Annotated in this window: 20 protein-coding genes; 16 read left to right on the top strand and 4 right to left on the bottom strand. The window is 64.1% G+C overall.

Annotated features, from left to right (window positions below):
* Window positions 1–21: 21 nt before the first annotated feature.
* The 13 genes from DEIPE_RS17265 (at window position 22) to DEIPE_RS17325 (ending at window position 13,762) form a co-directional block, all read left to right on the top strand.
* A complete protein-coding gene (locus DEIPE_RS17265) occupies window positions 22–813 on the top strand; it encodes a TrmH family RNA methyltransferase (RefSeq protein WP_015237264.1) in 792 nt (263 codons plus the stop codon).
* Window positions 814–1,146: 333 nt separating this feature from the next.
* Entirely contained in the window at window positions 1,147–2,385 is a 1,239-nt protein-coding gene (glgC, locus tag DEIPE_RS17270; protein WP_015237265.1) for a glucose-1-phosphate adenylyltransferase, read from the top strand.
* A gap of 149 nt (window positions 2,386–2,534) precedes the next feature.
* The gene (gene rlmN, locus DEIPE_RS17275) at window positions 2,535–3,569 is read left to right on the top strand and encodes a dual-specificity RNA methyltransferase RlmN (protein ID WP_015237266.1); all 1,035 of its coding nucleotides are present in this window, start codon (window positions 2,535–2,537) and stop codon (window positions 3,567–3,569) included.
* A gap of 122 nt (window positions 3,570–3,691) precedes the next feature.
* A complete protein-coding gene (locus DEIPE_RS17280; protein ID WP_015237267.1) occupies window positions 3,692–5,206 on the top strand; it encodes a tetratricopeptide repeat protein in 1,515 nt (504 codons plus the stop codon).
* A complete protein-coding gene (locus DEIPE_RS17285) occupies window positions 5,203–6,231 on the top strand; it encodes an SPOR domain-containing protein (protein WP_015237268.1) in 1,029 nt (342 codons plus the stop codon). The genes DEIPE_RS17280 and DEIPE_RS17285 overlap by 4 nt, the downstream gene beginning before the upstream one ends.
* Window positions 6,231–6,929, top strand: coding sequence for a redox-sensing transcriptional repressor Rex (locus DEIPE_RS17290; protein ID WP_015237269.1), 699 nt, complete (start codon window positions 6,231–6,233; stop codon window positions 6,927–6,929). Before DEIPE_RS17285 ends, DEIPE_RS17290 begins: the two co-directional genes overlap by 1 nt.
* Window positions 6,930–7,107: 178 nt before the next feature.
* Window positions 7,108–7,437, top strand: coding sequence for a cyclic-di-AMP receptor (locus tag DEIPE_RS17295; protein ID WP_015237270.1), 330 nt, complete (start codon window positions 7,108–7,110; stop codon window positions 7,435–7,437).
* Window positions 7,438–7,577: 140 nt separating this feature from the next.
* Window positions 7,578–9,134 (top strand): Rqc2 family fibronectin-binding protein, encoded by a 1,557-nt coding sequence (locus DEIPE_RS17300; protein WP_015237271.1) that lies wholly within the window; start codon window positions 7,578–7,580, stop codon window positions 9,132–9,134.
* Between the two features lie 145 nt (window positions 9,135–9,279).
* The gene (locus DEIPE_RS17305) at window positions 9,280–9,831 is read left to right on the top strand and encodes a GNAT family N-acetyltransferase (protein ID WP_015237272.1); all 552 of its coding nucleotides are present in this window, start codon (window positions 9,280–9,282) and stop codon (window positions 9,829–9,831) included.
* A gap of 43 nt (window positions 9,832–9,874) precedes the next feature.
* Window positions 9,875–10,765: a D-2-hydroxyacid dehydrogenase gene (locus tag DEIPE_RS17310; RefSeq protein WP_015237273.1), complete on the top strand. Its 891-nt coding sequence runs from the start codon at window positions 9,875–9,877 to the stop codon at window positions 10,763–10,765.
* Between the two features lie 136 nt (window positions 10,766–10,901).
* Window positions 10,902–12,404: a 4-alpha-glucanotransferase gene (malQ, locus tag DEIPE_RS17315; protein ID WP_015237274.1), complete on the top strand. Its 1,503-nt coding sequence runs from the start codon at window positions 10,902–10,904 to the stop codon at window positions 12,402–12,404.
* Window positions 12,405–12,597: 193 nt separating this feature from the next.
* Entirely contained in the window at window positions 12,598–13,089 is a 492-nt protein-coding gene (locus tag DEIPE_RS17320) for an EF-hand domain-containing protein (protein ID WP_015237275.1), read from the top strand.
* A gap of 109 nt (window positions 13,090–13,198) precedes the next feature.
* The gene (locus DEIPE_RS17325; protein ID WP_015237276.1) at window positions 13,199–13,762 is read left to right on the top strand and encodes a cob(I)yrinic acid a,c-diamide adenosyltransferase; all 564 of its coding nucleotides are present in this window, start codon (window positions 13,199–13,201) and stop codon (window positions 13,760–13,762) included.
* A 7-nt stretch (window positions 13,763–13,769) separates the two neighbouring features.
* Here the strand turns inward: DEIPE_RS17325 and DEIPE_RS17330 are convergent, their stop codons facing one another.
* Entirely contained in the window at window positions 13,770–14,960 is a 1,191-nt protein-coding gene (locus tag DEIPE_RS17330) for an N-acetylmuramoyl-L-alanine amidase family protein (RefSeq protein WP_245557558.1), read from the bottom strand.
* Between the two features lie 126 nt (window positions 14,961–15,086).
* On the opposite strand from DEIPE_RS17330, the gene DEIPE_RS17335 reads away from it, so the two are divergent.
* Window positions 15,087–15,716, top strand: coding sequence for a hypothetical protein (locus tag DEIPE_RS17335; protein ID WP_157448915.1), 630 nt, complete (start codon window positions 15,087–15,089; stop codon window positions 15,714–15,716).
* Between the two features lie 63 nt (window positions 15,717–15,779).
* The gene (locus DEIPE_RS17340) at window positions 15,780–17,594 is read left to right on the top strand and encodes a hypothetical protein (RefSeq protein ID WP_015237279.1); all 1,815 of its coding nucleotides are present in this window, start codon (window positions 15,780–15,782) and stop codon (window positions 17,592–17,594) included.
* Window positions 17,595–17,657: 63 nt separating this feature from the next.
* On the opposite strand, the gene DEIPE_RS17345 is transcribed toward DEIPE_RS17340, so the two are convergent.
* The 3 genes from DEIPE_RS17345 to DEIPE_RS17355 all read right to left on the bottom strand — a co-directional run bounded on the left by DEIPE_RS17345 (window position 17,658) and on the right by DEIPE_RS17355 (window position 20,747).
* Window positions 17,658–18,785, bottom strand: a complete 1,128-nt coding sequence (locus DEIPE_RS17345) for a serine hydrolase (protein ID WP_015237280.1) — start codon at window positions 18,783–18,785, stop codon at window positions 17,658–17,660.
* A 3-nt stretch (window positions 18,786–18,788) separates the two neighbouring features.
* Complete coding sequence (locus tag DEIPE_RS17350; protein WP_015237281.1) at window positions 18,789–19,631, bottom strand: DegV family protein; 843 nt, start codon at window positions 19,629–19,631, stop codon at window positions 18,789–18,791.
* A 96-nt stretch (window positions 19,632–19,727) separates the two neighbouring features.
* Window positions 19,728–20,747: a 3'(2'),5'-bisphosphate nucleotidase CysQ family protein gene (locus DEIPE_RS17355; protein WP_015237282.1), complete on the bottom strand. Its 1,020-nt coding sequence runs from the start codon at window positions 20,745–20,747 to the stop codon at window positions 19,728–19,730.
* A gap of 284 nt (window positions 20,748–21,031) precedes the next feature.
* Here DEIPE_RS17355 and aspS point away from each other — a divergent pair, with 284 nt between their 5' ends.
* Window positions 21,032–22,324: an aspartate--tRNA(Asn) ligase gene (aspS, locus tag DEIPE_RS17360; RefSeq protein ID WP_041230971.1), complete on the top strand. Its 1,293-nt coding sequence runs from the start codon at window positions 21,032–21,034 to the stop codon at window positions 22,322–22,324.
* Window positions 22,325–22,338 lie beyond the last annotated feature (14 nt).

Genomic DNA, 22,338 nt, shown 5'->3' on the forward strand with positions numbered 1-22,338 from the left:
GGCTTCTGTTTAAATACAGGGGTGCGCGTCATCACTTCGCCCCAAAACCCTGAGATCAAGGCCCTTGCCCGCCTCAAAGACCGCCGAGATCGCGAGCGTGACGGGTACTTTCTGATCGAAGGCACCCGGGAGCTCTCTCGAGCCCTTCAGGGTGGCGTACAAGTGGAGCGCGTGTACCTTTGCAAGGAACTGCTGCGCCCCGAAGGTCATGATCTGTTGCTCACCCTGTCCGGCCCCGAACTGTTGACGGTTTCACGCGTGGCGTTCGACAAGCTTTCCGTGCGCGAAAATCCGGATGGCCTGGTCGGCATAGCGCCCCTGCGAACCTGGGATCTGCCAGCTTTGCCCCAGCGGTCCCTGGTGCTGGTCCTCGCCGGCCTTGAAAAACCTGGTAACCTCGGCGCACTCTTGAGGACGGCCGACGCGGTCGGCGTTGACGCCGTCATCATCGCGGGGCGCGGTGCCGACCTTCATAACCCCAACGTCATCCGGGCCTCGCAGGGAAGTGTGTTTTCCTTGCCGCTGACGGTCATGACCGACGAAGATGCACTGGCCTTTTTACGCGATCGGGGTATTACCCTCTTCGCTGTGACGCCTGAAGGCGCCCAAAGTTACTGGCATGCTGAACTGACCGGGTCGGTCGCCTTGGTTCTCGGTACCGAGCACTCGGGACTCGACCCCGTCTGGAAGGCGGCCGCACGGGAACGCCTGAGCATTCCGATGCAGGGCGCGGCCGACAGCCTGAACGTTGCTACCGCGGGTGCGCTCGTCCTCTACGAGGCCCTGCGGCAACGACAGAACACGATGAAATGATGAAATCAAGCTCAGCCGAAAGGCAGGCCTCCTGCCTGCTGCTCTTGAGGCCAGGCTGCTGCGCCCTCGAATTCGGTGCAACGGGCGCGACGAAACTAGGACTTGAGCAGGCCTGGCCTCGGCCCAGACACAACCGGTACCAAATTCAGTCTGTGCGGCCGATGGTGCGTCTATCTGGTTACCGGCTTTACTTTCTCTTTGGCCTCGCGTGCAGCCGACCACGTCACGTTACACTGGCTGCACACTAGCTCCAGGCGTGGTGTACGGGACAATTCACGCCTCACGATCACCCGCTCCATTTTCGTTTTGAGGGACATTTCCAAGGAGGGCCGCATGAAGCAACGCGTTCTCGGCATGATTCTGGCGGGAGGACAGGGTACTCGCCTGTTTCCTCTGACACAAAAACGCTCCAAGCCTGCCGTGCCCTTTGGCAGCAAGTACCGCATCATCGATTTTGCGCTGAACAACTTCATCAACTCGGAGATCTATTCGACTTACGTGCTGATTCAGTACAAGGCCCAGAGCCTCACCGAGCACATTCAGCGCGGCTGGCGTTTCGGTACCTTTCTGGCTGACTACTTCATCACGCTGGTACCGGCCCAGATGTACCGCTACGAGGAGCTGGGTCCAGTGTGGTACCGGGGAACGGCCGACGCGGTCTACCAGAACCTGCACTTGGTTGATAATTACGAGGCCGACTACGTGGCTATTTTCAGTGGCGATCACATTTACAAGATGAACGTGGCCCACATGCTCGACATGCACCGCGATTCCCGGGCCGACATCACCATCGCGACCTTTCCGATGCCTGCGGCAGACTCCAAGCGCTTCGGGGTCATGACCGTCGATCCGCGCGCTCGCGTGACCGAGTTTCTGGAGAAACCCGACCCGAGCACCCTGCCTGGCAACCCGACGACCGTGCAGACCAGCATGGGTAACTACATCTTCTCGCGCCGGGCGCTTGAGGAACTGCTCGAAACCAACGTCCGCAACGAGGAAGAAGGCTACGATTTCGGCAAGGACGTGATTCCGCGCGCGCTGCGTGACGGGTACAACGTCATGGCCTACGATTTCCTGAGCAACCCCATTCCCGGTCAGGATACACCGAACACCTACTGGCGTGATGTGGGAACACTCGACGCGTACTACGAGGCCAACATGGACCTCGTGTCGGTCACGCCCGAGTTCGATCTCTACAACCCCGAGTGGCCGCTGCGCACGGCAGCGGAGTTCAGCCCGCCTGGCAAGTTCGTGCACGAGGCGGCAGAGCGGCGGGGTCAGGCGTTCAACTCGCTCCTGGCCGGCGGGACCATTGTTTCGGGCGGGACGGTGCGCGACAGCGTACTCGGTCGGCGCGTGCATACCCACTCGTACTCGGTGGTGGAAGGCTCGGTGGTGTTCGACAACGTCGAGGTGGGACAGCATGCCCACATCCGGCGCGCCATCATCGACAAGAACGTGGTGATTCCGGCTGGGACCCGCATTGGCTTTGACCTCGAAGAAGACCGGGCTCGGGGATTTACCATCACCGAAAACGGCATCGTGGTGGTGCCCAAGTCCTACACATTCTGAATCTTGAGGGCAGGCGGGGCGCTTATCCTGGCCCGTCCCGAATCAGAGGTCCGAGTACTCTGGGTACGCCGTCCAGGTGAGCTCTTCAGCGCTGACGGCTTTGTTCTGCTGTTCCTGAATCGTCAAGCCGGGCAGCGTAGACTGTCCTGATGCCTCTTTTGTTGGATCTCCACCCGGACCAATACCCTCTGCACGGCTACCGACGACGGCAGCTGCTGGAGTGGGTTTTCGAGCACGGCGCGCCGTCGTTCGAGGCCATGACCAACCTGCCCGCCACGCTGCGAAGCGAGCTGGCAGACCAGTACACCTTTGATCCTTTTCTGGGTATCGAGACCGTCTCTTCGAGTGACGGAAGCGTCAAATACCTGTTCACCCTGCCCGATCTCAAGCAGATGGAAGCGGTGTACATGCCTTACCTGGACCGCCGGACCATCTGCGTTTCGACGATGGTCGGCTGTCCGGCCAAGTGTGCTTTCTGCGCGACCGGTGCGCTGGGTTTTGGTCGTAACCTGACTGCCGGGGAAATCGTGGGTCAGGTTCTGGCCGTCGCGCGTGGACAGGGCGTCGCCCCGCGTGAGATCCGCAATCTGGTGTTCATGGGCATGGGTGAGCCATTGCTGAATTACGACCACGTCATGCTGGCGTCGCGCATCCTGCTCCACGAGCACGGCCTCGGAATGAGCAAGCGGCGCGTCACGCTCTCGACGGTGGGTCTGCCGCGCGGCATTCGCAAACTGGCTGCCGAGGACGATTTGGGCATCAAGCTGGCCATCTCACTGCACGCCCCGGACGAGGAAACCCGCCAGCGCATTATCCCGACAGCGCATGCCAACACCATTGCCGAAATCATGGCCTCCGCACGTGAATATCAGGCGGTCACCGGGCGGCGTGTCACCTTCGAATACGCCATGTTGCGTGATGTGAACGACCAGCTGTGGCAGGCGGACCTGCTGGCCGATCTGCTGCGCGGGCTCGTTTCGCACGTCAACCTGATTCCGATGAATCCGTGGGATGGGAGCGGATTTCTGGAAAGCAGCGAGCAGCAGCTTCAGGCGTTCTATGACCGGCTGGAAGCGCGTGGTGTAGAAGTCAGCGTGCGCCGTTCGCGGGGTCGTGATGCGGGCGCCGCTTGCGGACAGCTGGCGCTTAAACGTCCTGAAGGGAATTTGATCTCGCTCCAGTAACGCTCTCATGAAAAATCGGTCCGGAGGCGATGGAAGCCGACCGGACCGATTTTTTTAAACATGAAGAAAACTTAGCATGGTAGCATGACCCTCAGATTTTGCACGAGTACGAGGAGGAGCAGGTGGCTCAGCACAAATTCTTGAACATGATGGGTGCACTGATGGCCGCTCAGGCCGTTGGTGGCGTTCTGGCGCAGGCAACTCCGGCGCCGAGCACGCCCGTCTCTACCCCCGCCGTCACCACCGCAACGCCGGCGCCCGTAAACGCCGACGCCCTCGAGTCGGCCCGCGCGGCACTCAACGCCGGGCGTCTGCGTGAAGCCCAGGTCAAATTCGAGGCGCTGGTTGCCGCCGACTTTGGGAACGTCGAGGCGCACTTCGGGCTGGGGCTGGCCCTGTACGCGCTCGGTGACTTCACCGGTGCCCGCTTCGAGTTTCAGCAGCTGGTCAAGCTGGCGCCCGAGCGTGTCGAGGGACACTACAACCTCGGGGTGGTTGCCGCCCGCAGCGGCAACTCCGACGAAGCGCTCGTCAATTTCGGTAAGGCCCTGGAGGTGGCGCGCGGCAAGACTGCACCCGCCACCCTTCGCCAGCTCCTCGACGCGGTGGCCGCCGAGCAGGGCCGCAAGGCGGACTTCGCCGGTCTGAGCAAGACCCTGGAAGAAGCGCTCGCGCTTTCTCCCCAGGATGACGCGTTGCGGCTTCGACTGGCCGAGGCCACCTTCCGTGCGGGCAACGGCCTCGACGCTCTGCCCCTGGCCTACACGGTCTTGCAGCGTCAGCGCGCCAACGTGAATGCGGCGCTGCTGGTGGCCGAAGTGTACGCCGCGCAGAACCTGCCCGAGCGGGCGGCGCGTGAACTCGACAAGGTGGCCAGCGTCGCCCCACCCAAGGCACGGGCGACACTGCTGGTACGCAAAGCCGAGTTGCTGCGCGCGTCCGACAAGCCCAAGGAAGCGGCCGACGCGCTGAGAACGGCGATAAAGGCCGATCCGTCCAACGCGCGTGCGGTAGCCAGCCTGGGAGAGCTGCTCTTTTCACGTGGAGACCGTGGGGGCGCCCTCAGCGCCTGGCAGACGGCGCTCAAGCTGGAACCAAAAAACACGCTGTTCCGGGCCAACCTCGCCAGCGTGCAGCTGGCAGTCGGGCAGACTGACGCCGCCCGTGAGAACGCCCTGATCGTTCAGCGTGACGCGGTCGACGCGGCGACCAGCGCCCGCGCCCAGTTCGTGCTCGGTGTCGCGGCCTACCGCCAGGGGAACCACGCCCAGGCCCGAAGTGCCCTGCAGGCAGCTTCACTGAAATCGCCGAGTGCCGAAACGTACCTGTGGCTGGGGCTCAGTGAGTACGCGCTCAAGGATTACGCGGGTGCCGTTACCGCACTGGAAGCGAGCGTCAAGAGTGCGCCGGAGATGACCGCGCGCACCAGCCTCGGTGCGGCGCTGCTCGCGGCCGGACGCTACCCTGAGGCCGAGGCGACCCTGCGGGGCGTGGTTACCGACGCCCCCAAAAACGGCGAGGCATGGTACAACCTCGGCTGGAGCATGCGCAGCCAGGGACGTGAAGCAGACGCCCGCGTGGCCTTCAAGAAGTCGCTGGGCCTGGGGTACGCCAAAGCCGAAGGAGCGCTGCGTTGACCTTCCTCAAGCGGCACTGGCCGGATCTGGTGATCTCATCGCTGATCGTCGCCCTGCTCGCCGGTTTTGCGCTGGTGTTCTTCAATTCGGAGACCGGACGTGAGACGCAGGCAGAACGTGCGCCGATCGAGTCGTCTGCCACGCCGGTGCCCCCGGCGTCGCAAGCAGGAAGCCCGGACACAGCCGGGCTTCCTGCGGACGGATCAGACGACCAGGAGCCCGAGGAACTGCCCACCATTCCGAGCGGGGGCGGGGAGGCAGCCTCCCCGCCCGAGACAGCGCCTACAGAGGAAGCGGTTACATCGGCGCCCGACATCACGCCCACCCCGACACCGGACCGTCCGGACGAAGTGGTGCCCGCGCCCCGTGAGAGCGCGCCCGTGGCGACCAGCCGGAGCGGCACGCCAACACGCGCTGATTACCGCCTGTCAGCCGGGGTGTTCAACTCCGAGGCAGTCGCGCGCGAACGCACGGCCAGCATCAGCGCGTTGGGTTACACGGTGCACTTCATCGCGGTGGAGCAGGGCGTGGTTGCCCAGGTTGGTCCTTTCGCCGACCGTGACTCGGCCTCGCGGGCAGCCGCCGATATCCGGCGTGTCTTTCCGGGCATCACGCTTTATTCGCCGGTCGTGCGCGATGACGCTCAGGCTCAGCCCGCCTCTCCGGCGCCGTCGCCAGTGCCAGCCGCGTCTTCGGCGCCGGCGCAAAACGAGGCAGACGCGCCCAGCAACCGGGCCACAGTGCCCACCGCCGCTTCCGACACCGCGCCACCGGCCAGCCCGTCGACTCCCAGCGGTCGCAGTGCACCGGGGGTTCCGGTCTACTTGCAGGTGGGCGCGTTCGACCGCCAGGAGCGCGCTGCGGGCTTGGTGAGCCGTCTGCGTGCAGAGGGGATTGCTGCTGAGGTAAACGCTCCGCCGGGCCGCAAGGTGCGGGTGCTGGTCGGGCCGTTTGCCGGTGAGTCCCTTCTGACGATCGAGGACAAACTGAAGTCGCTTGGCGTCGACCACTTCAGGGTGCAGTGATGAGTTCCGGAATTCCTTCGGCAACCATTTCGAGACTGGTCACGTATCTGCGTATTCTGGAAAATCTGGAGGGCGAGGGCATCTCGCGCACCTCCAGCACCGACTTGGCCGAACGGGCACAGGTGAGCGCCTTTCAGGTCCGCAAGGACCTCGCGTATTTCGGCCGCTTCGGCACCCGGGGCATGGGATACACGGTTCCCGTGCTGAAACGCGAACTGATGCGCGTGCTGGGCCTGACCCAGGCCTGGAACGTGGTGATTCTGGGCATCGGTCGCCTGGGCGAAGCCATTGCGAATTATCCCGGTGCAAGCGAGTACGCCTTCAGTTATGTCGGGCTGTTCGATGTCGCCGAAGGCGTGGTCGGCAAGGAAGTCCGGGGCCTCAACGTGCGTCACGTCTCGGAACTGGCTGCCTTTGCCACGGCCAACCATGTCGATATGGGCTTTCTCGCCGTGCCTCCTGAAAAAGCCCAGGACGCCGCGCAGATGCTCGTCGAGGCTGGCGTCAAGGGCATTCTGAACTTCGCACCGGTCGTGCTGCAGCCACGCGCCGTGGAACGCCACGGTGCATCCGAGATCGCCGAAGAATGGCGCGGGGTGATCGTGGAAAACGTCGATTTCCTGGCTGGCATGAAGCGGCTGGCCTTTTATATCCTCAATCCCCACCTGCGTGATCTGGAACCCGAAGAAACCGCTTGATCACCAGCGACCACGCGGGCCCGGCCGCGTCCGCACCAGGTCCTGACGACGCGCGATGCAAGCCCCGTGTAGCCTTTCCCAGCCGCGACCCTGCTGGCGCCGCGCCTGAGTGCAGCAGAGTTTACGGCAGCCTCACGCGCTTTCGGCACTGGAAAAACGGTTCTGATACACTCCGCTCATGAAGCTTGTTTTGGCGGTCATTCAAGATGCTGACGCGCCCGGACTGATCCGGGCGCTCAGCGAAAATGCATTTGAGGTGACCAAACTCGCCTCGACGGGCGGGTTTCTGCGCGAGGGCAACACGACATTGATGATCGGCGTTGGCGATGAGCGGTTGGCCGAACTCAAACGAATCGTGGCGCAGGCCTGCCGCTCACGGACGCGGCTGGTGACGCCGGGAATGCCCGTCGGAGAACAGGCAGAGACGCTCATCAACGAGCCGGTCGAGGTTCCGGTGGGCGGCGCGGTGATGTTCGTGCTGGGCGTCGACGAATTCGTGCGTGTCTGAGTCCACTGAGGCCGTTCGTCGGCGGCGCGGCTCAGGGAAGGGAGCGGCAAGCCGTTTGACCGACTCACTTGGTCAGGCCGCCCTTTAGAATGGGCGGCATGCTTTTTGCTGCTTTTTGCGCCTGCCACAGGAGCCCCTGAGTGGAGGGCTTGTTACTCGCGCGCACCGTTCGTGACCTGCAGGAAAAATTGCCCGTACGGGGTTTGGGCTGGGTCTTTCCCGATGAAACCACCGCGGCCCTGCTGCTCGAAGGCCTGGGTAACCTGGTACTGAGTTACCGGCCACCTCAGCCAGGCCTGTTCGTGTCGCGTGAGCGGCTGTCCGGTGAGGCCCGTACCTCGTTTCAGCGCGTGTTGTCCGGGCGTGCGCGCGGTGAGCTGGTCGGCATCACACAACTCAAGCTCGACCGGGTGGTGCAGCTGTCCTTTTCGGGTGAGCGCGGATTTGTCGACGTGCCCCCCATGCGTCTGGTGTTCGAGCTGACCGGCCGCAACACCAACATCGTGCTGCTCGAACCGGGCGAAGGCTGGGACGGGTCCATCGTCGGGGCCGCGCGGGAAATCACCCATTCCCGCAACCGCTTTCGCAGCGTTCGTGTGGGAGGGCGTTACACCCCGCCCCCGCCCTACGAAAAGTTCGATCCACGCCGCCTCGGAGAAGAGGAGGCGCGTGGACTCTCCGAACTGCCCCTGGGCCGCTGGCGTGACCGCATAGACGGCCTGGGCCTCGGCCTGGGTGCCGAACTGTGCCGACGTGCCGGCATCCCCCCCGCGCAAGCGCCCGCCGAGCGCTGGCCGGACGCCTTGCGGGCGTTGCGATCGCTGGTCGAGAACCCGACGGTGCAGGAAGGCGCACTGGCCGAGGGCGTGCGGGAAGCGGTGCGAAGTGAAAAAGCCGAGGCGCTGCGAAAATCCCTTCGTGAGCCCCTCACAAAGCGGCGGGCGCTGCTGCACAACCAGCTTGGAGACGTCGAACGCGCTCTGCAGGCGTACGAAACGGCGCAGCATGAGCGGAATCAGGCCGACCTGCTGATGGCCTACGCGCACCGTGTTCCGCCGGGCGCCTTTGAGGTGGAACTGCCCGACTTCTCGGGCGAAGGAAACGTCACACTTTCGCTCGAGCCACACTTCTCGGCCATGCAGAACGCCGAGAAGCTCTACGCACGTGCGCGGCGGCGCGAAGAAGTCTTTGACCGCCTGGTGCTGCGCGAGCCCGCGCTGCGAGGAGAGCTGTCCGAAGTCGAGGATCAGCTCGCGCGCCTCGAGCAGCTTGAACTCTCCGAACTCGAGGCGCTTGCACGAGGCGCCGTCTCACCGCGCAGTGACCGCCCGGTGCTGGGATGGCGTTTTGTCTCACCGTCGGGATTCGAGGTGCTGGTGGGGCGCAACAACAAGGAAAACGACGTCCTGACCCACCGGGTGGGCAAGAGCCTGGATTACTGGTTTCACGTGCAGGGCTTTCCGGGTTCGCACGTGCTGGTCCGCACGAACGGACGCGAGCTTGCGCTGCCTGACATCCTGATGGCCGCTTCCGTCGCCGCTTACCACTCGAAGGCCCGCGGAGACGCGAACGTCGCCGTGGACTATACCCGCGTCAAGAACGTCTGGAAGCCACGGGGTGCACCGGCTGGCAAAGTCTTGTACACGCAGCAGAAGACCGTGTTTGTCGATCCGGCGCTTCCCGCCGACACCCCCTGACAAGGCGCTCACAGCATCGTTGGAGGCGTAACGCCACCGCCATGCGGCGGGCAGCCTGGCAGCTTGTACAATCGGAGCCTGTGGCGCTCCCCTCGTTGCATTTCGTGTCGATTCGTGCGGGCAATCTCCGCGGGCGTCCCTCGTCATGAGCGTTGTCGCCCGGTGGGGACGCGTGTCCCTGAAGGTCCTGGTCGACCTTTCGCCCCGTGAATGGCGGCGCTTTTATGCCTACTTCAAGGACCGCGAAATCGCCGACTGGAATGGCGTGAAGCCCATCCGAATTCCCGAGTGGTTGTTTCAGCGCATCATGCTCGACGAGGAGCGGGCAGGTGAGCGGTTCGGCTTCGGCATCTACAACGAAGTGGGGCGCTTTATCGGCAGCGTAGAGCTCTATGAACTGCGTCCACCGGCGCCCTCGCGCCCCCGGGAGGGAACGCTGGGCATCATGATCGGAGAGCGCGACCTGTGGGGACAGGGGTACGGGCGTGACGCGGTTCGGGCGCTGCTGCATTGGGCTTTCGAGGTGCACACCCCGCCCTTCGTGTCGGTGCGTCTGCGAACCTTCGCGCACAACAAGCGGGCCCAGAGGGCCTTTCTTGCCGCTGGATTCCGTGAGGAGGGTCGGGAGACGCAGCGCGATCGTATCGACGTCCTGATGCGTATTCAGCGCGACGACTGGCTTGCCGGAACGTCCTGACGCCCCCGATGACGCCCCATTCCACCGAGACTCGGAGAAACCTATGAAAGTACTCGTTCCCGATGCAGAACCTTTCTTGCAACTGAAGATGCCCGGCGTGCAGTTTGCGCCTTATCGCCGTGATGCCGATCTCCCGGCTGAGGCCGAAGGTCTGGTGCTGTGGGGCCTGCCGCGGGGTCGGCGGCAGACGGCCTTCGAACTCCCGTCGCTGCGCTGGGTGCTCACCCTCACGGCCGGAATCGACCACGTCGTGCATGACCTGCCCGAGCACGTCACGCTTTACAACGCCTCGCGTTTGCATGACGCCGCCGTGGCCCAGCACGCGCTTTCGACCATCCTCGCCGCCGCCCGTGGCCTCCACCGGGCCCGCGACGCCCAGGCACAGCGTCAGTGGACCCGGCCGCATGACCTCTGGACGCTGCAGGACCGTTCGGTCGTGATTTGGGGGCATGGGCACATCGGGAGGCGGCTGGCGGGGATGCTCGAGCCCCTGGGCGCGCGGATCACCGGCCTGCGGTCGGGCAGGGGTCCCGGCGAAATCCGCCAGGCCCTGGCAGGGGCCGACGTGGTCGTGCTGTTGCTTCCCAGTACCCCGGAAACGCAGGGTCTGGTCAACGCCGAGGTACTCGCGCAGCTGAAACCCGGTGCGTGGCTGGCCAATTTCGGCCGTGGCACGCTGGTGGTGACGACGGACCTGCAGGAGGCGCTGACGAATGGGCAGCTGGGCGGCGCCATTCTGGACGTCACCGACCCGGAGCCACTTCCCGAAGAAAGCCCACTGTGGTCACTCCCCAACGTGATCATTACGCCTCACGTCGCGTCGGCGACACAGGACATCTTGCAGCGCGCCGCGATGTTCACGCAGGAGTTTCTGAGTGACCTCCTGCGCGGCGTCGAAATGACCAACCGGGTCGAGCGCCACAAGGGGTATTAAGCTCATCTTTGCCCTCATCGCGCTTGCTCATGAGAAGCCGGCTGGTACACTAGCGCTCGAAATGTCCTTAGAACGCAACGACGGCCTTCCTGATTCCCGGCTTCGCCCCCTCGACGGCGCTCGTGCCGCTCAGGGCATGACGCGGTCCAGTGGCGTTCTGCTGCACCTGACTTCGCTGCCCGGACCGTACGGCATAGGAGAATTCAATGAGCACGCATATGCCTGCGTCGACTGGCTTGCTCGGGCCGGACAGCAGTACTGGCAGGTGATGCCGCTTGGCCCGACCGGCTACGGCGACAGCCCCTATCAGTCATTCAGTGCGTTTGCCGGCAATCCATACCTGATTTCACTGGACGCCCTGCGGCGCGACGGCCTGCTGAGCGATCAGGATCTGTCCGGTCATCCAGACTTCGACCACGACCGTGTTGATTTCGGCGTGCAGTACACGTGGCGCAATGGGGTGTTGCGCCGCGCCTTCGAGCACTTCGAGGCGGGCGCTGGCGCGGGGTTGACGGGCGACTTCCAGGCCTTTTGCGAAGCCGAGGCCGCCTGGCTCGACGATTACGCGTTGTTCATGGCCCTCAAGGATGCGCATGGTGGACGGGCCTGGAATGAATGGGACCGCGAGATCCGCACCCGGCAAAGTGCGGCAATGGCCGCGTGGCGCGACAAGCTGGAGCGCGAGGTGCGGCTGTACAGCTTTGTGCAGTTTCTGTTTTTCCGTCAGTGGAACGCACTGCGCGCTTACGCCCACCAGCAGGGCGTGCAGATCATCGGCGACATTCCGATTTTTGTGGCGATGGATTCGGCGGACGCGTGGGCCAACCCCGACCAGTTTTATTTCGACGCCGAAGGTCAGCCGTCGGTGGTGGCGGGCGTGCCACCCGACTACTTCTCGGCAACCGGTCAGCTGTGGGGCAACCCGCTTTACCGCTGGGACGTCATGCAGCAGCAAGGATTCCGCTGGTGGATCGAGCGCATTCAGGGCAGCCTGAAGCTCTACGACGTGATCCGCATCGACCATTTCCGTGGCTTTGCGGCGTACTGGGAAATTCCCTATCCCGCCGAAAACGCCATGAACGGCCAGTGGGTTCCCGCACCCGGACACGCGCTGTTCGAGGCGGTGCGCGGCGCGCTCGGCGAGTTGCCCATCATCGCCGAGGATCTGGGGGTGGTGACCCCGGACGTGGAAGCGTTGCGCGACGACTTCGGGTTGCCGGGCATGGCCGTGCTGCAGTTCGCCTTTGGCGGCAATGACTGGGAGAAGAACGCATTTTTGCCTGAAAATTTGCGTCTCAACCAGGTGGTCTATCCGGGTACGCACGACAACGATACGTCGCTTGGCTGGTGGCACAAGGCGCAGGAGCACGAACGCCGGCACGTAATGCAGTATCTGCCGGACGCCAGTGATCTGAATTTCGGCTGGCGCCTCACCGAGCTCGCCTGGTCGACACGTTGCGTGCTGGCCGTTGCGCAGCTGCAGGACCTGCTGAACCTGGGCAGCGAGGCGCGCATCAACCTGCCCGGCAGTCTGGGCGCCCACAACTGGACCTGGCGCGCTCGTCCGGAAGCGTTCAGCTCCGAACTTGCCCGTGATTTGCGCGCGCTGACCGAGCGTCATGACCGGTTGCCCCGCTGAGGACGTCCGTCGCGAATGGCCTGGTGACCGCAGCGTGAGACTGCTCGGCCCTGAAGAACAGCTCACCGCAAAAGCGGAATTATTTGAGTTCGCTGCGACTTTTATCAGTTGTGCGTCAGGGCCCGTTGCTTGAATATGGGCACGCGGAAGTCCCCACGCCTCATGACTCCAAACGGCTTCCCGGAGGTAGAGCATGAAACAAAGCCATTCCCACCGCATGACCGTTGGCGCCATCCTGGCCCTGGGTGTCCTCACCCTCGGCCTGGGAGCGGCCCAGAACCGCGTGGAGCCCCAGTCGATCATTGTCGTGGGCACGTCGTGGATTGAAACGGCCGACTTGAGCGGCAACGGCGTGATTACCTACAACGAATTTCGCCGGGTGGCCTTCAACTGGTTTATCGACGGTGATACGGACGCCAACGACGTCATCAACGCGGCCGAGTACGAGCGTGTGCAGAAAGCCGAGGGCACCCAGCAGCGCGACGTCGTTGCCCGGCGGACGGCGCTCTTTCGCGCCGCTGACCGTGACCGTGACGGCCAGATCGGTTACTACGAGCTGGCTCGACTGGCCAGTGCCCGCTTTGCTGCGCTTGACCGCGATAAGGACGGCAACCTCGGCCCGAACGAGCTGAGCTCGGTCCGGGGCAGCTTCGACGTGGCCATCAATCCCAATCCTGCCCGGTGAACTCACCACGCGGAGGACAGTCCAGGGTGATCTGGGCTGTCCTCCGCGCTCGTGCGGATTTTTGAGCGTCGCTCACGGTCCGCTTCTGGGGTCGGCGATAAGGTAGGGCATGAAGCTTTACACCAAGACTGGCGATCAGGGTGAAACAGGCCTGTACGGCGCCGACCGCGTCAGCAAGGCCAACGCGCGCGTTGAAGCATACGGAACGGTCGACGAGGTCAACAGCCTGCTCGGGTTGGTTCGCGCTCACCTCGGCCCCGACGACGGGGTGATTGACCGTGATCTTGCGCGGCTGCAGGACGCGCTGTTCGATCTGGGCGCCGACCTCGCCACTCGCGAGGAAAGCCCTTACTCGAAAAATATCAGCCGGATTGACGCGCAAGACGTGGCGGAGCTTGAGCAGCAGATCGACCGCTACCACGGCCAGGCGCCTGAGCTGCGTCAATTCGTTCATCCGGGAGGAACGCTCGTGGCGGCAAATCTGCAAGTCGCGCGCGCTGTGGCACGCCGTGCCGAGCGCGAAGTCGTTCGGCTTTCCCACGACGAGGCGGTGAACGAACACGTGCGGGTTTACCTCAACCGACTTTCAGACCTGCTCTTCAGCATGGCGCGCGTCGTGAATGCCCGCGCCGGAATTGCCGAGGAAGCGTGGCACGTCAAGGGACGCCGGTAACCGGCCGTCAGTCGGCATGTAAAAATTCGATCAGGGCGTCGGCAACGGCTGCGGCCAGTCGGTCCCGGTAAGCCTCGGTGGCGAGCTTGCGTCCCTCCACCGGGTGTGAGCCGAAACCCACTTCAATCAGGATGGCCGGGGTCCGGGCATTGCGGATGACATAGAAGATGTTGCTGCCCACCCCCCGGTTTACCGCGCCCGTCGCGGCGATCAGCTTGTTCTGTACGAGGTTGGCCAGTTTGCGCGAGTAGGTGACGTTGCTCTGGGTCAGCAGATCGCCCAGCAGATTCTGCGCGACGTTGCTGGCTTCCTTCGTGAGCTGTTCACCCAGGTTGCCCCCACCGTTTTCGCGGACGGCCAGCGCCCGGTTGGCACTGTCGAGCGGACGCCCGAACACCCAGGTTTCGATGCCCTGCGCGCTGGGCGAGGCGGCGTTGACGTGAATGCTCACGAAAGCATTGACCGTACCCGCGTTGGCCATCTTGGCGCGCAGGCCCAGGTCCGTGGATTTGTCAGGCGAAAGGTGCGAGTCGTCGTCGCGCGTCATGACGACGTCAATTCCCCGGTGCTGCAGGCGCTCACGGACCTTGAGGGCGAGACTGAGCGTCGTTTCTTTTTCGGTGACAAAGCCGACCATCCCTGGGTCCCGTCCGCCGTGTCCCGCGTCGAGGACCACCCGCAAGGTCGGGCGGGCGGGCGCGCGGGTGCTGACCGGGGTCACGACGCCCGAAGCAGCAGGACGGGAAGTCGCCTGCGCCTGCTTCTGCTGGACCGCGCTGCTCACCGCAGCCCGAGTCAGCCTGGCCGCCTCACCGGTGGACGTGCCGTTTGGCCCGATGTCCACCACCAGCCGCGCAGGAGACTTGCCGTCGGCGGCCAGCACAAAGACCTTGGCGCTTTGATTGGCCGTGAGCGACAATGTAACGAGACTGCCGTCGTGGGTGCCGGAAACGCCGTATGCGCTGACATTCGGAGAACTGACCTTGCCGTGTTCGCTGGCGAGAGTCACGTCAAGTGTGACGCTGACCTTGCCGGGTTGAGTGTCCACCCGGTACGTGGCATTTTTCGGAAGATCGAAGGCCAGGCGGGTGTAGTCCGGGTGCAGGCCGACGCGTGGCGCTGCGAGGGCGGTCGAAGGGCTGAGCAGCAGCATGCCCAGCGTCAGACAGAGTCGGAGAGAAAGAGAGGGCCGCTTCACTTCTCCTGGCAGTGTAAACGAAGTCACGCTGTGCCGCATCGTGCAACTATGAGAAAGATGCGGCGCTGATTCGTCCCTGACGCGAGTTTTCACGCATCTCAGGCCCAAATTGTTAGACTCGTTCTCATGAGACGAGCCCTGATGATCACTGCTGCGCTCTGGGGCGTGTCCTCGGCCGCAACGTTTGCGGGATTTTCCATCAAGCCTTACGGCGACCAGAAGCTCAATTTGCAGACCGGCACAACGGTCCTGGGTAAGGGCGGCGTGGCCAGCGATGCGGAACGCGGCGTCAGCGTGGACGCCAAATACATCGAATTCAAGGAAGGTGACTGGCTCAAGGCGCGCGACGCCAAACTGACCACCCGCGAGGGGGGCACGTTGCTGGGCCAAAATGTCGAATACCAGGCCAAAAGCGGCATCCTCAGCGCCAGCGGGAACTTGCAGTACGGCGACGCGCGCGTTCAGGGGCTGAGCGCCCGGACCATCAGCCTGGACACCACGAGGAAACTGGCGGTGGCGATGGGCGGGGTCAGCAGCCAGAAACCGGCCATGTCCGCCGATAACATCGTGGTGGATTACGCCAACAACCGCGCCGTGATGTTTGGAAATTACCAGTACAGCTACAACCGCACCAAACTCAGCAGCGCCAAGGCCGACGCGGTGCTGCTGGTGACTTGGAACGCACTCGGTCAACCCAGCGCCAGCACCAAGGTGTCCGAAGCGCAGATTGCGCCTTACCGCGCGCTTCTGAAATAACCGGACCTGGCACAGCGGGCCGCTTCCAACCGGGAAGCGGCCCCTGTCGCTACACTGATCACGATGAAGCTACCCTTTCCGGCATCCAGAAGGCTCGCGCGTGCCGGGCGTCTGATCTGGGCTTGTGCATTGCTCGGAACCTTGTCCTATGCCAGTGCTCAGGCGTGCCCGGAGCGCGAGGTGGAAATCGAGCAGGAAGGCCTGGGCGTCGTGCGCGCCGCTTCACTGGAATACGAGGAGGAGGTGGCGGTGCTGGAGTCGGCCTGTTTCGAGACCGGCCAGCTGCGCTTCGATGCCCGCGTTGCCCGCGCCGTCGAAGCCGGCGTGGACGCTCAGGACGTGCAGCTGAGCGGACCCGGCTTGCAGGGCCGCGCGCAGCGTGCCTCGAGTGAAGGCACAGAACTGCGCCTGTTCGGGGTAGATCTGGTGCTCACCTTGCCGTCGCTGGTATTCGGCGCGGTGCCCCTGCCGCCCGGTCAGTACGCCTTGATGGCCGACCGGGCTGACGTCCTGCCCGAAGGTGGATTGCGCCTGGGCGACGCGGCGCTCACCCACCTGCAGACCCGTGACCGCTACCGGCTGGTCGACGCGCTCTTGCAGGGTGAGCGCCTGAGTGCGGCACGGGCCGAGCTGGTCAGAATCGAGACCACGCAGTTGCAGGCCCGGCCCAACCGGGTCAGCGCCGGGCCAAGCGAACTCGGTCTGTGCCGCGATCCGCGCAGCCGCGAACTCGCGCTTCGCGCGAGTTCATTTGTCGCCACTCCCCAGAGCACAATCCTCACGGGTGCTCGGCTGCAGCTCTTCGGCCTCGGTCTGCCCAGTTTTGGAACGGTCACGCTGCCGATCACTGCGAGGGGCGACACGCTGGGTGAGAGCCTCGGCAACCTCGCGGGCAGCGCGCAAGCGTTCGGTGAGAGGGTGAGTCGGGTGGCGCCGCAGTTGCTGACAGGTGAGGGTCGTTTCGGAGTACGTGACTTGCCGCTGTTCGACGCAACGGGTAGCCGCCTGAACGTAGCCGTTCACCCACGTTACCTGGAATTCGGGGTCCGCACGAGCGTCGACGGTGCGGATGTCGAGATCGGCATTTTTCAGGACCCCGATACCGAGGGTCGGTCGGCAGCCGACGACCGACCGCTGCCTCAGCTCGCATTGACGCGGCGTCCGGTCAGCGGGCTTCAGCTTGCCCTGGCATTTCGCGGCAGCGATGAACTGAGCGAGTCCCGTGTCGGCTACGCCTGGAATGTGCCACTCTCCGACGGCACCCGGTCGGCCTCGGCCCAGTTGCTGCTGGAAGCCGGCTGGGCGCATCAGGTGGGATTGACGGACGCCTTTGCCCGTGTGCAACCCCGCCTTGACGGCACCTGGCGCGCCGGCGCGCTGGGCGTGGATGTCCGCGCCCTGATCGACGCCTATGCGCTCGCGGGCGGGTCACAGCTCAACGGCGAGGCAGCGGTGCGATTCGGGGTCACTCAGGGGCAGCTCAAGCTGTTCGTCGAGCAAGTCGAACGGCAGGTGTGGGGACGCGCCCTGCTGCCCGCCTTGCAGGTGGACCCGGCGCGAACCACTGGTTTCGGCGCGAGCCTCACACCTGCCGTTTCATTCGCAGGCGTCGAGCTCCGCACGGTCGGTTACCTGTCCCGCTTTGACTGGCGCTCGCAACGGTTCGACCAGGGCGAGCTGAGCGCGACGCTCGCGGCTCGTGTGCTGGACTCTGAAGTGGTGCCCACGCTGAGTTACGACTGGGCACAGGAACGCCTGGGCCTGAGAACCGAAGTGACGCGCTCCTCCGAATGCTTCGCGTACGGGGTGGTGGTGGAGGCATACCGCTTCCCGGACCGCAGCGGACTGAGCGCCCGGCTGAAGCTTAATTTGCGCTGAGGAGCCCGGACAAAGCAGCAGGGGAGAAGGCGGGTTCTCCCTGCTGCTTTGTCCGGGCTCGCTTCAGGGTGATCTGGCCGCGACTTGCCCGCTGCTGGAAAGCGCTTGCTGAACGGCGTCGTTGATCCAGCGAAAAGCGGTGCGGCTGTTGGGGAGTGTGTAATCCTCGTGCGAACCGTGCTGCATGAACACATACACCACGTGCTCGCCGTTCGGCGTCTGGAAGTAACCGGTCATGGTCAGGATTTTCCAGCCGTTCCCGCCCTTACCGCCCCAGTAGACCATGGGACTGTGCAGTTGCGTCCGGCCATACCCGCTGGCCATCACCTCGCGCAGCATCGCACTCGACGACGGCGATAACCCCGAGGCCAGGAACTGCCGCGCGATCAAGGTTCCAAACTCAAAGGGCGTGGAGACGTTGTGTGTTCCCAGATCCGCTTGCGGGTCGTAGCGGTTTTCGAAGTACCGATCGAGATTGACCTGCAGCACGTCAGCTCTCACTGCCTGCGACGCTGCGTCGAGCGCTTGGGCGAACTTCATCCGGTTTTCGGCGGTGGCGTTCGCAAAAACGGTCGCGCCCGGCCACGCGGGGTCGAGACCGGCCTGGGCGATCCACCAGTGCTTGGTGGGCAGCAGCAGACGGGTGCGGCACAGATGGAGTTCGTCGGCGACGGCCTGAACCGCACCGAAGCCGACGCGGCGGTGCAGGATGTCAGTGGCTGTGTTATCCGAATTATGAATCATCCTCTGCGCGAGGGTCACGACGTTTGAATGGTCATACGGGTAGCGACCCAGGCTCTGGTTGGCGTGCGTGACCGAGAACTTTTCGTTCAGCGCGATTTCGCCGGCGTCAACACCGTGCAGCAGCGCCCAGAGCACCGCCTGCTTGTACGAGCTCGCCAGCGGGTAAAGGCCGTCGGGGTCCTGCGCGACCACGCGGATCGGCTGCAGTGTGATCGGGTCGATACGGGCGACCCACAGCCCCAGACGACCGGTGAGGGCGGAAGGTGGCGTTGGAGCGGGCTGGAATTCACTGCTCTGCAGGCAGTCGGGTGACGGCATGCGCGCCGCGGCGTTGTGCAGGATATCGCTCGAACCGGCACCCGGCCACCAGGAATAGAGCGCCCAGGCACCCAGGGCCATCAACAGATAGCGCCCTTTGCGCTTGAGCGTGAAACGTGGAACGCGCATCGGTTAAACGGTCACCGGCTCCAGCGCGATACCCATGGCTCCCGGACCGGCGTGTGTGGCCACCACCGCGCCGATGGACACCGTCCCGACATCCTCGACCTGGAGCCCTCGCATGCCCGCGCGGATTTCCTGAACGGCTCCTTCGCCGCCCTCGGTCACGAGCAGCAACGCGCGGCTGGGGCCATGTTGCTCAGTGTAGGCCTTGATGGAATTCACGATTTCCGCGACGGCTTTTTTCTGCCCGCGCACGCGGCCGGCCGCGTCGACTTTGCCCTCTTTGACCTGCAAGATCGGTTTGATGTTCAGCAAGCTTCCCAGCAGGGCCTGCGCGCCTCCGATGCGTCCGTTGAGGCGCAGGAAATCGAGGGTGTCCACCGTGAAGCGCAGCGTCATGACGCGCTGTATGCGTTCGAGCTGCGCGACGATATCGCTGGTCTGGGCACCTTCTCTGGCCAGCCGCGCGGCGCGGAGCACCTGCAGGGCAAGTCCGCCCGAAACGCTGCGCGAATCGACCACCGTCACCTGACCCGGAAATTCCTGCGCGGCCAGCCGGGCGCTGCTGCTCGTTCCCGACAGCTCACTGGAGATGTGAATCGAGAGGACATGGTCTGCGCTCGTCAGGGCGGCGCGGTATGCGTCGGCGAATTCGGCCGGGCTCGGTTGTGAGGTCGACGGTGGTTTCTTGCCTTCGCGAACACCCTTGAAAATCTGGCTGGGCGTGATCTCCACGCCGTCCTTGAGCATGTTGCCGTCGAACAGAACATACAGCGGAACGCTCTTCAGGTTCCACTCGCTGAGGTGTTGTGGCAGCAGATCACTCGTGGAGTCCGTGACTATGGCAATCATGATCTTCACTTTAACCTAAGCTGATCGCGGTGCACTGCCTTCCGTCGCGGGTCGAGGGAACGGTATGACACCGGCCCTCTCATGAACGGGCCCGCCTCAGGTGAAGTCCAGGGGGCCGTATTCGCGTTGCAGGTCCCTCAGCAAAATTCGCAGCGCGGTGTCGCGTCCTTCCGAGCGGGTGACGCGCCACCTTTCCGCGGATCCCTCCAGTGTGACGAGCGCTTCGATGTGACCGCCCGCATGCCGGATGTGTAGGTGAGGATGCCCGGCGAGCCCTCGACGGTCACGCTCGGGCAGCATGATCCACGGCGCGTCGATGTCACGCAGGTACAGCTGCTGCTCGGGAACGGCCAGACGGGACAGCCCGTGAGTCAGGGCCTCCATGACATCCTGGCGCCCTCCGATGAGTCCGCGCCGCAACCGGGGCTCGCGCTGGTTGTAGCGGATCATGTGTCCGTCGCGGGTGGTGAGATCGCCTCCGGCCGCGCGAACCAGGGCGTGCCCGGCCGCAATGTCCCACTCGGAGCGCGGATTGATGGTGAAGGTAGCGTCCGCCTCGCCGGCCGCGATGCGCGCGAGTTTATAGGCAATGGACCCGCTGGGTGCCAGACGCTCCAGCGCAAACCGCGACAGCTCGCGTTCATATTCGGTGTCGGAAACCGCGATGACCGCTTCCGCTGTCGGGCGCTCCGAGAAGCGCACCGGATCACCGTTTTTCCAGACCCCCTCGCCGACCACCCCCATGTACACGTCACCCCGCGCGGGGGCGGCCACCACGCCCAGGGCGGGTTCGCCCCGAACGGTGAGCCCGATCGACACCGCGTAATCACCGCTGCCCTTGACGAATTCGCGGGTCCCGTCAATCGGATCGATGATCCACACCCGCTCCCTCGAAAGCCGTTCAGGACTGTCGGCCAGCTCTTCGCTCAGGATGCCGTCGTCCGGAAAGGCCGCGCGCAGTCCGGCCACGATGAGGCTCGAAGCTTCGCGGTCGGCGACCGTGACCGGGTCGTCAGGTGTTTTTTCCTCGACCACGAAACCACGCCGCACGTGGTCGAGCAGCAGTTGTGAGGCTTCACGGGCCAGTTGCTCGGCCATCTGTAGTTCGCTCTGCATCACTGGGCCTTTCGAATCGCTGCCGTCGGAACTGCTTCAGAAAGACGGTGCACTGCCCCTGCGAATGAGCGAAGGGGGGTTCGAGGCGGTCGGGCAGAGGGGCAGTTGTCCATATTTGTCGGTTATAGCGCTTGACGCCTGAGTTGGCGTCCGTGTTACACTTCCCAGCATGAGCGTGCTCTCGGCTGGCAATACGAACGATCGCCCTTAAGGGCGGTGTTTTCGTGTCGGAGTACACCGCCCCCCGTCAAGACGGGGGGCGGATTCAGTTTCGGGGTGAAGTCATGACGCAAAGTGCCGTGAATGAGCGGGTTCTGAATGCCGATCTCGGGCAATACGAAGGGAAAGAAGTCCGCCTGCGGGGCTTCGTGTACACCCGCCGCGATCTGGGCGGCGTGCAGTTTCTGGTGCTGCGCGACCGCAGCGGCATTGCGCAGGTCGTGCTCTCTGGTGCTCACCTGCCGTTGCCGGAAAGCAGCGTCGAGGTCGTCGGAAAAGTCGTCCGGCAGGCCAAAGCGCCCGGCGGTTTCGAGGTGCAGGCCGCCGACTTGCACATCCTGAGTGCGGCGACCGAGCCCCCTCCGGTGGAACTCCCCAAAGTCGAGTGGAACGCCAACCCCGAAACCCTGCTCGATTACCGCTACGTCACCATTCGCGGCCTCAAGGACCGCGCCGCACTCAAAGTCCAGGCGGTTCTGGTGAACGCCTTTCGCGAGGCCCTGCTGGCACAGGACTTCACCGAGATCTTTACACCCAAGATCGTGTCGGCGGGCGCTGAAGGCGGCGCCAATTTGTTCGAGATCGATTACTTCGGACGTCGGGCCTACCTGGCGCAGAGTCCGCAGCTCTACAAACAGATCATGGTCGGCGTGTTCGAGCGGGTGTTCGAGGTGGCGCCCGTGTACCGCGCCGAGGAGCACGCGACCAGCCGACACCTGAACGAGTACCTCTCGCTTGACGTGGAACTGGGTTTCGTGCAGTCCGAAGACGATGTGATGGATGTCGAGGAGCAGGTGCTGCAGCACATCGTCGCGCGCCTCGGAGAACAGTGTTCCGGCGAGCTCGCGGCCTTCGGGGCAGCCCTGCCCGCCTTTTCCGGGCGCATTCCCCGCATTCCGCTGATGGAAGCGCGGCGCATCGTCACCGAAAGGTACGGCCATCAGATTGGCGGCAAGGACCTCGATCCCGAAGCGGAACGGCTGTTTTCCCAGTTCGTCAAGGATGAGTTCGGCAGTGACTTCGTTTTCGTGACCAAGTATCCCCGGACTGCCCGTCCCTTCTACGCGTATTTCGAGGAAGACGGTCTGACCCGCTCGTTCGACTTGCTGTTTCGCGGCATCGAGATCACTTCGGGGGGGCAGCGCATTCACGACCTCGACATGCTTCGCCGTTCGCTGCGCGAACGCGGCATGAGTGAAGAGGGTTTCGAAGGGTACCTCGAGGTCTTCAAGCACGGCATGCCGCCTCACGGCGGGTTTGCGATCGGTGCCGAGCGCCTGACCGCCCGGATTCTGGGGATCGCCAATGTCCGCTTTGCACGGGCTTTTCCGCGTGACCGTCACCGCCTGACGCCCTGATGCCCACCGGGCGA

Source organism: Deinococcus peraridilitoris DSM 19664, assembly GCF_000317835.1.
GTDB classification, from domain to species: Bacteria; Deinococcota; Deinococci; order Deinococcales; family Deinococcaceae; genus Deinococcus_A; species Deinococcus_A peraridilitoris.

Excerpts from the sequence above, each read along its gene's own strand:
- glgC (WP_015237265.1), top strand. The coding sequence starts at position 1,147 with ATGAAGCAACGCGTTCTCGGCATGATTCTGGCGGGAGGACAGGGTACT.
- rlmN (WP_015237266.1), top strand. The coding sequence starts at position 2,535 with ATGCCTCTTTTGTTGGATCTCCACCCGGACCAATACCCTCTGCACGGC.
- DEIPE_RS17290 (WP_015237269.1), top strand. The coding sequence starts at position 6,231 with ATGAGTTCCGGAATTCCTTCGGCAACCATTTCGAGACTGGTCACGTAT.
- DEIPE_RS17295 (WP_015237270.1), top strand. The coding sequence starts at position 7,108 with ATGAAGCTTGTTTTGGCGGTCATTCAAGATGCTGACGCGCCCGGACTG.
- DEIPE_RS17305 (WP_015237272.1), top strand. The coding sequence starts at position 9,280 with ATGAGCGTTGTCGCCCGGTGGGGACGCGTGTCCCTGAAGGTCCTGGTC.
- DEIPE_RS17310 (WP_015237273.1), top strand. The coding sequence starts at position 9,875 with ATGAAAGTACTCGTTCCCGATGCAGAACCTTTCTTGCAACTGAAGATG.
- malQ (WP_015237274.1), top strand. The coding sequence starts at position 10,902 with ATGACGCGGTCCAGTGGCGTTCTGCTGCACCTGACTTCGCTGCCCGGA.
- DEIPE_RS17320 (WP_015237275.1), top strand. The coding sequence starts at position 12,598 with ATGAAACAAAGCCATTCCCACCGCATGACCGTTGGCGCCATCCTGGCC.
- DEIPE_RS17325 (WP_015237276.1), top strand. The coding sequence starts at position 13,199 with ATGAAGCTTTACACCAAGACTGGCGATCAGGGTGAAACAGGCCTGTAC.
- DEIPE_RS17335 (WP_157448915.1), top strand. The coding sequence starts at position 15,087 with ATGAGACGAGCCCTGATGATCACTGCTGCGCTCTGGGGCGTGTCCTCG.
- DEIPE_RS17340 (WP_015237279.1), top strand. The coding sequence starts at position 15,780 with ATGAAGCTACCCTTTCCGGCATCCAGAAGGCTCGCGCGTGCCGGGCGT.
- DEIPE_RS17345 (WP_015237280.1), bottom strand. The coding sequence starts at position 18,785 with ATGCGCGTTCCACGTTTCACGCTCAAGCGCAAAGGGCGCTATCTGTTG.
- DEIPE_RS17350 (WP_015237281.1), bottom strand. The coding sequence starts at position 19,631 with ATGATTGCCATAGTCACGGACTCCACGAGTGATCTGCTGCCACAACAC.
- DEIPE_RS17355 (WP_015237282.1), bottom strand. The coding sequence starts at position 20,747 with ATGCAGAGCGAACTACAGATGGCCGAGCAACTGGCCCGTGAAGCCTCA.
- aspS (WP_041230971.1), top strand. The coding sequence starts at position 21,032 with ATGACGCAAAGTGCCGTGAATGAGCGGGTTCTGAATGCCGATCTCGGG.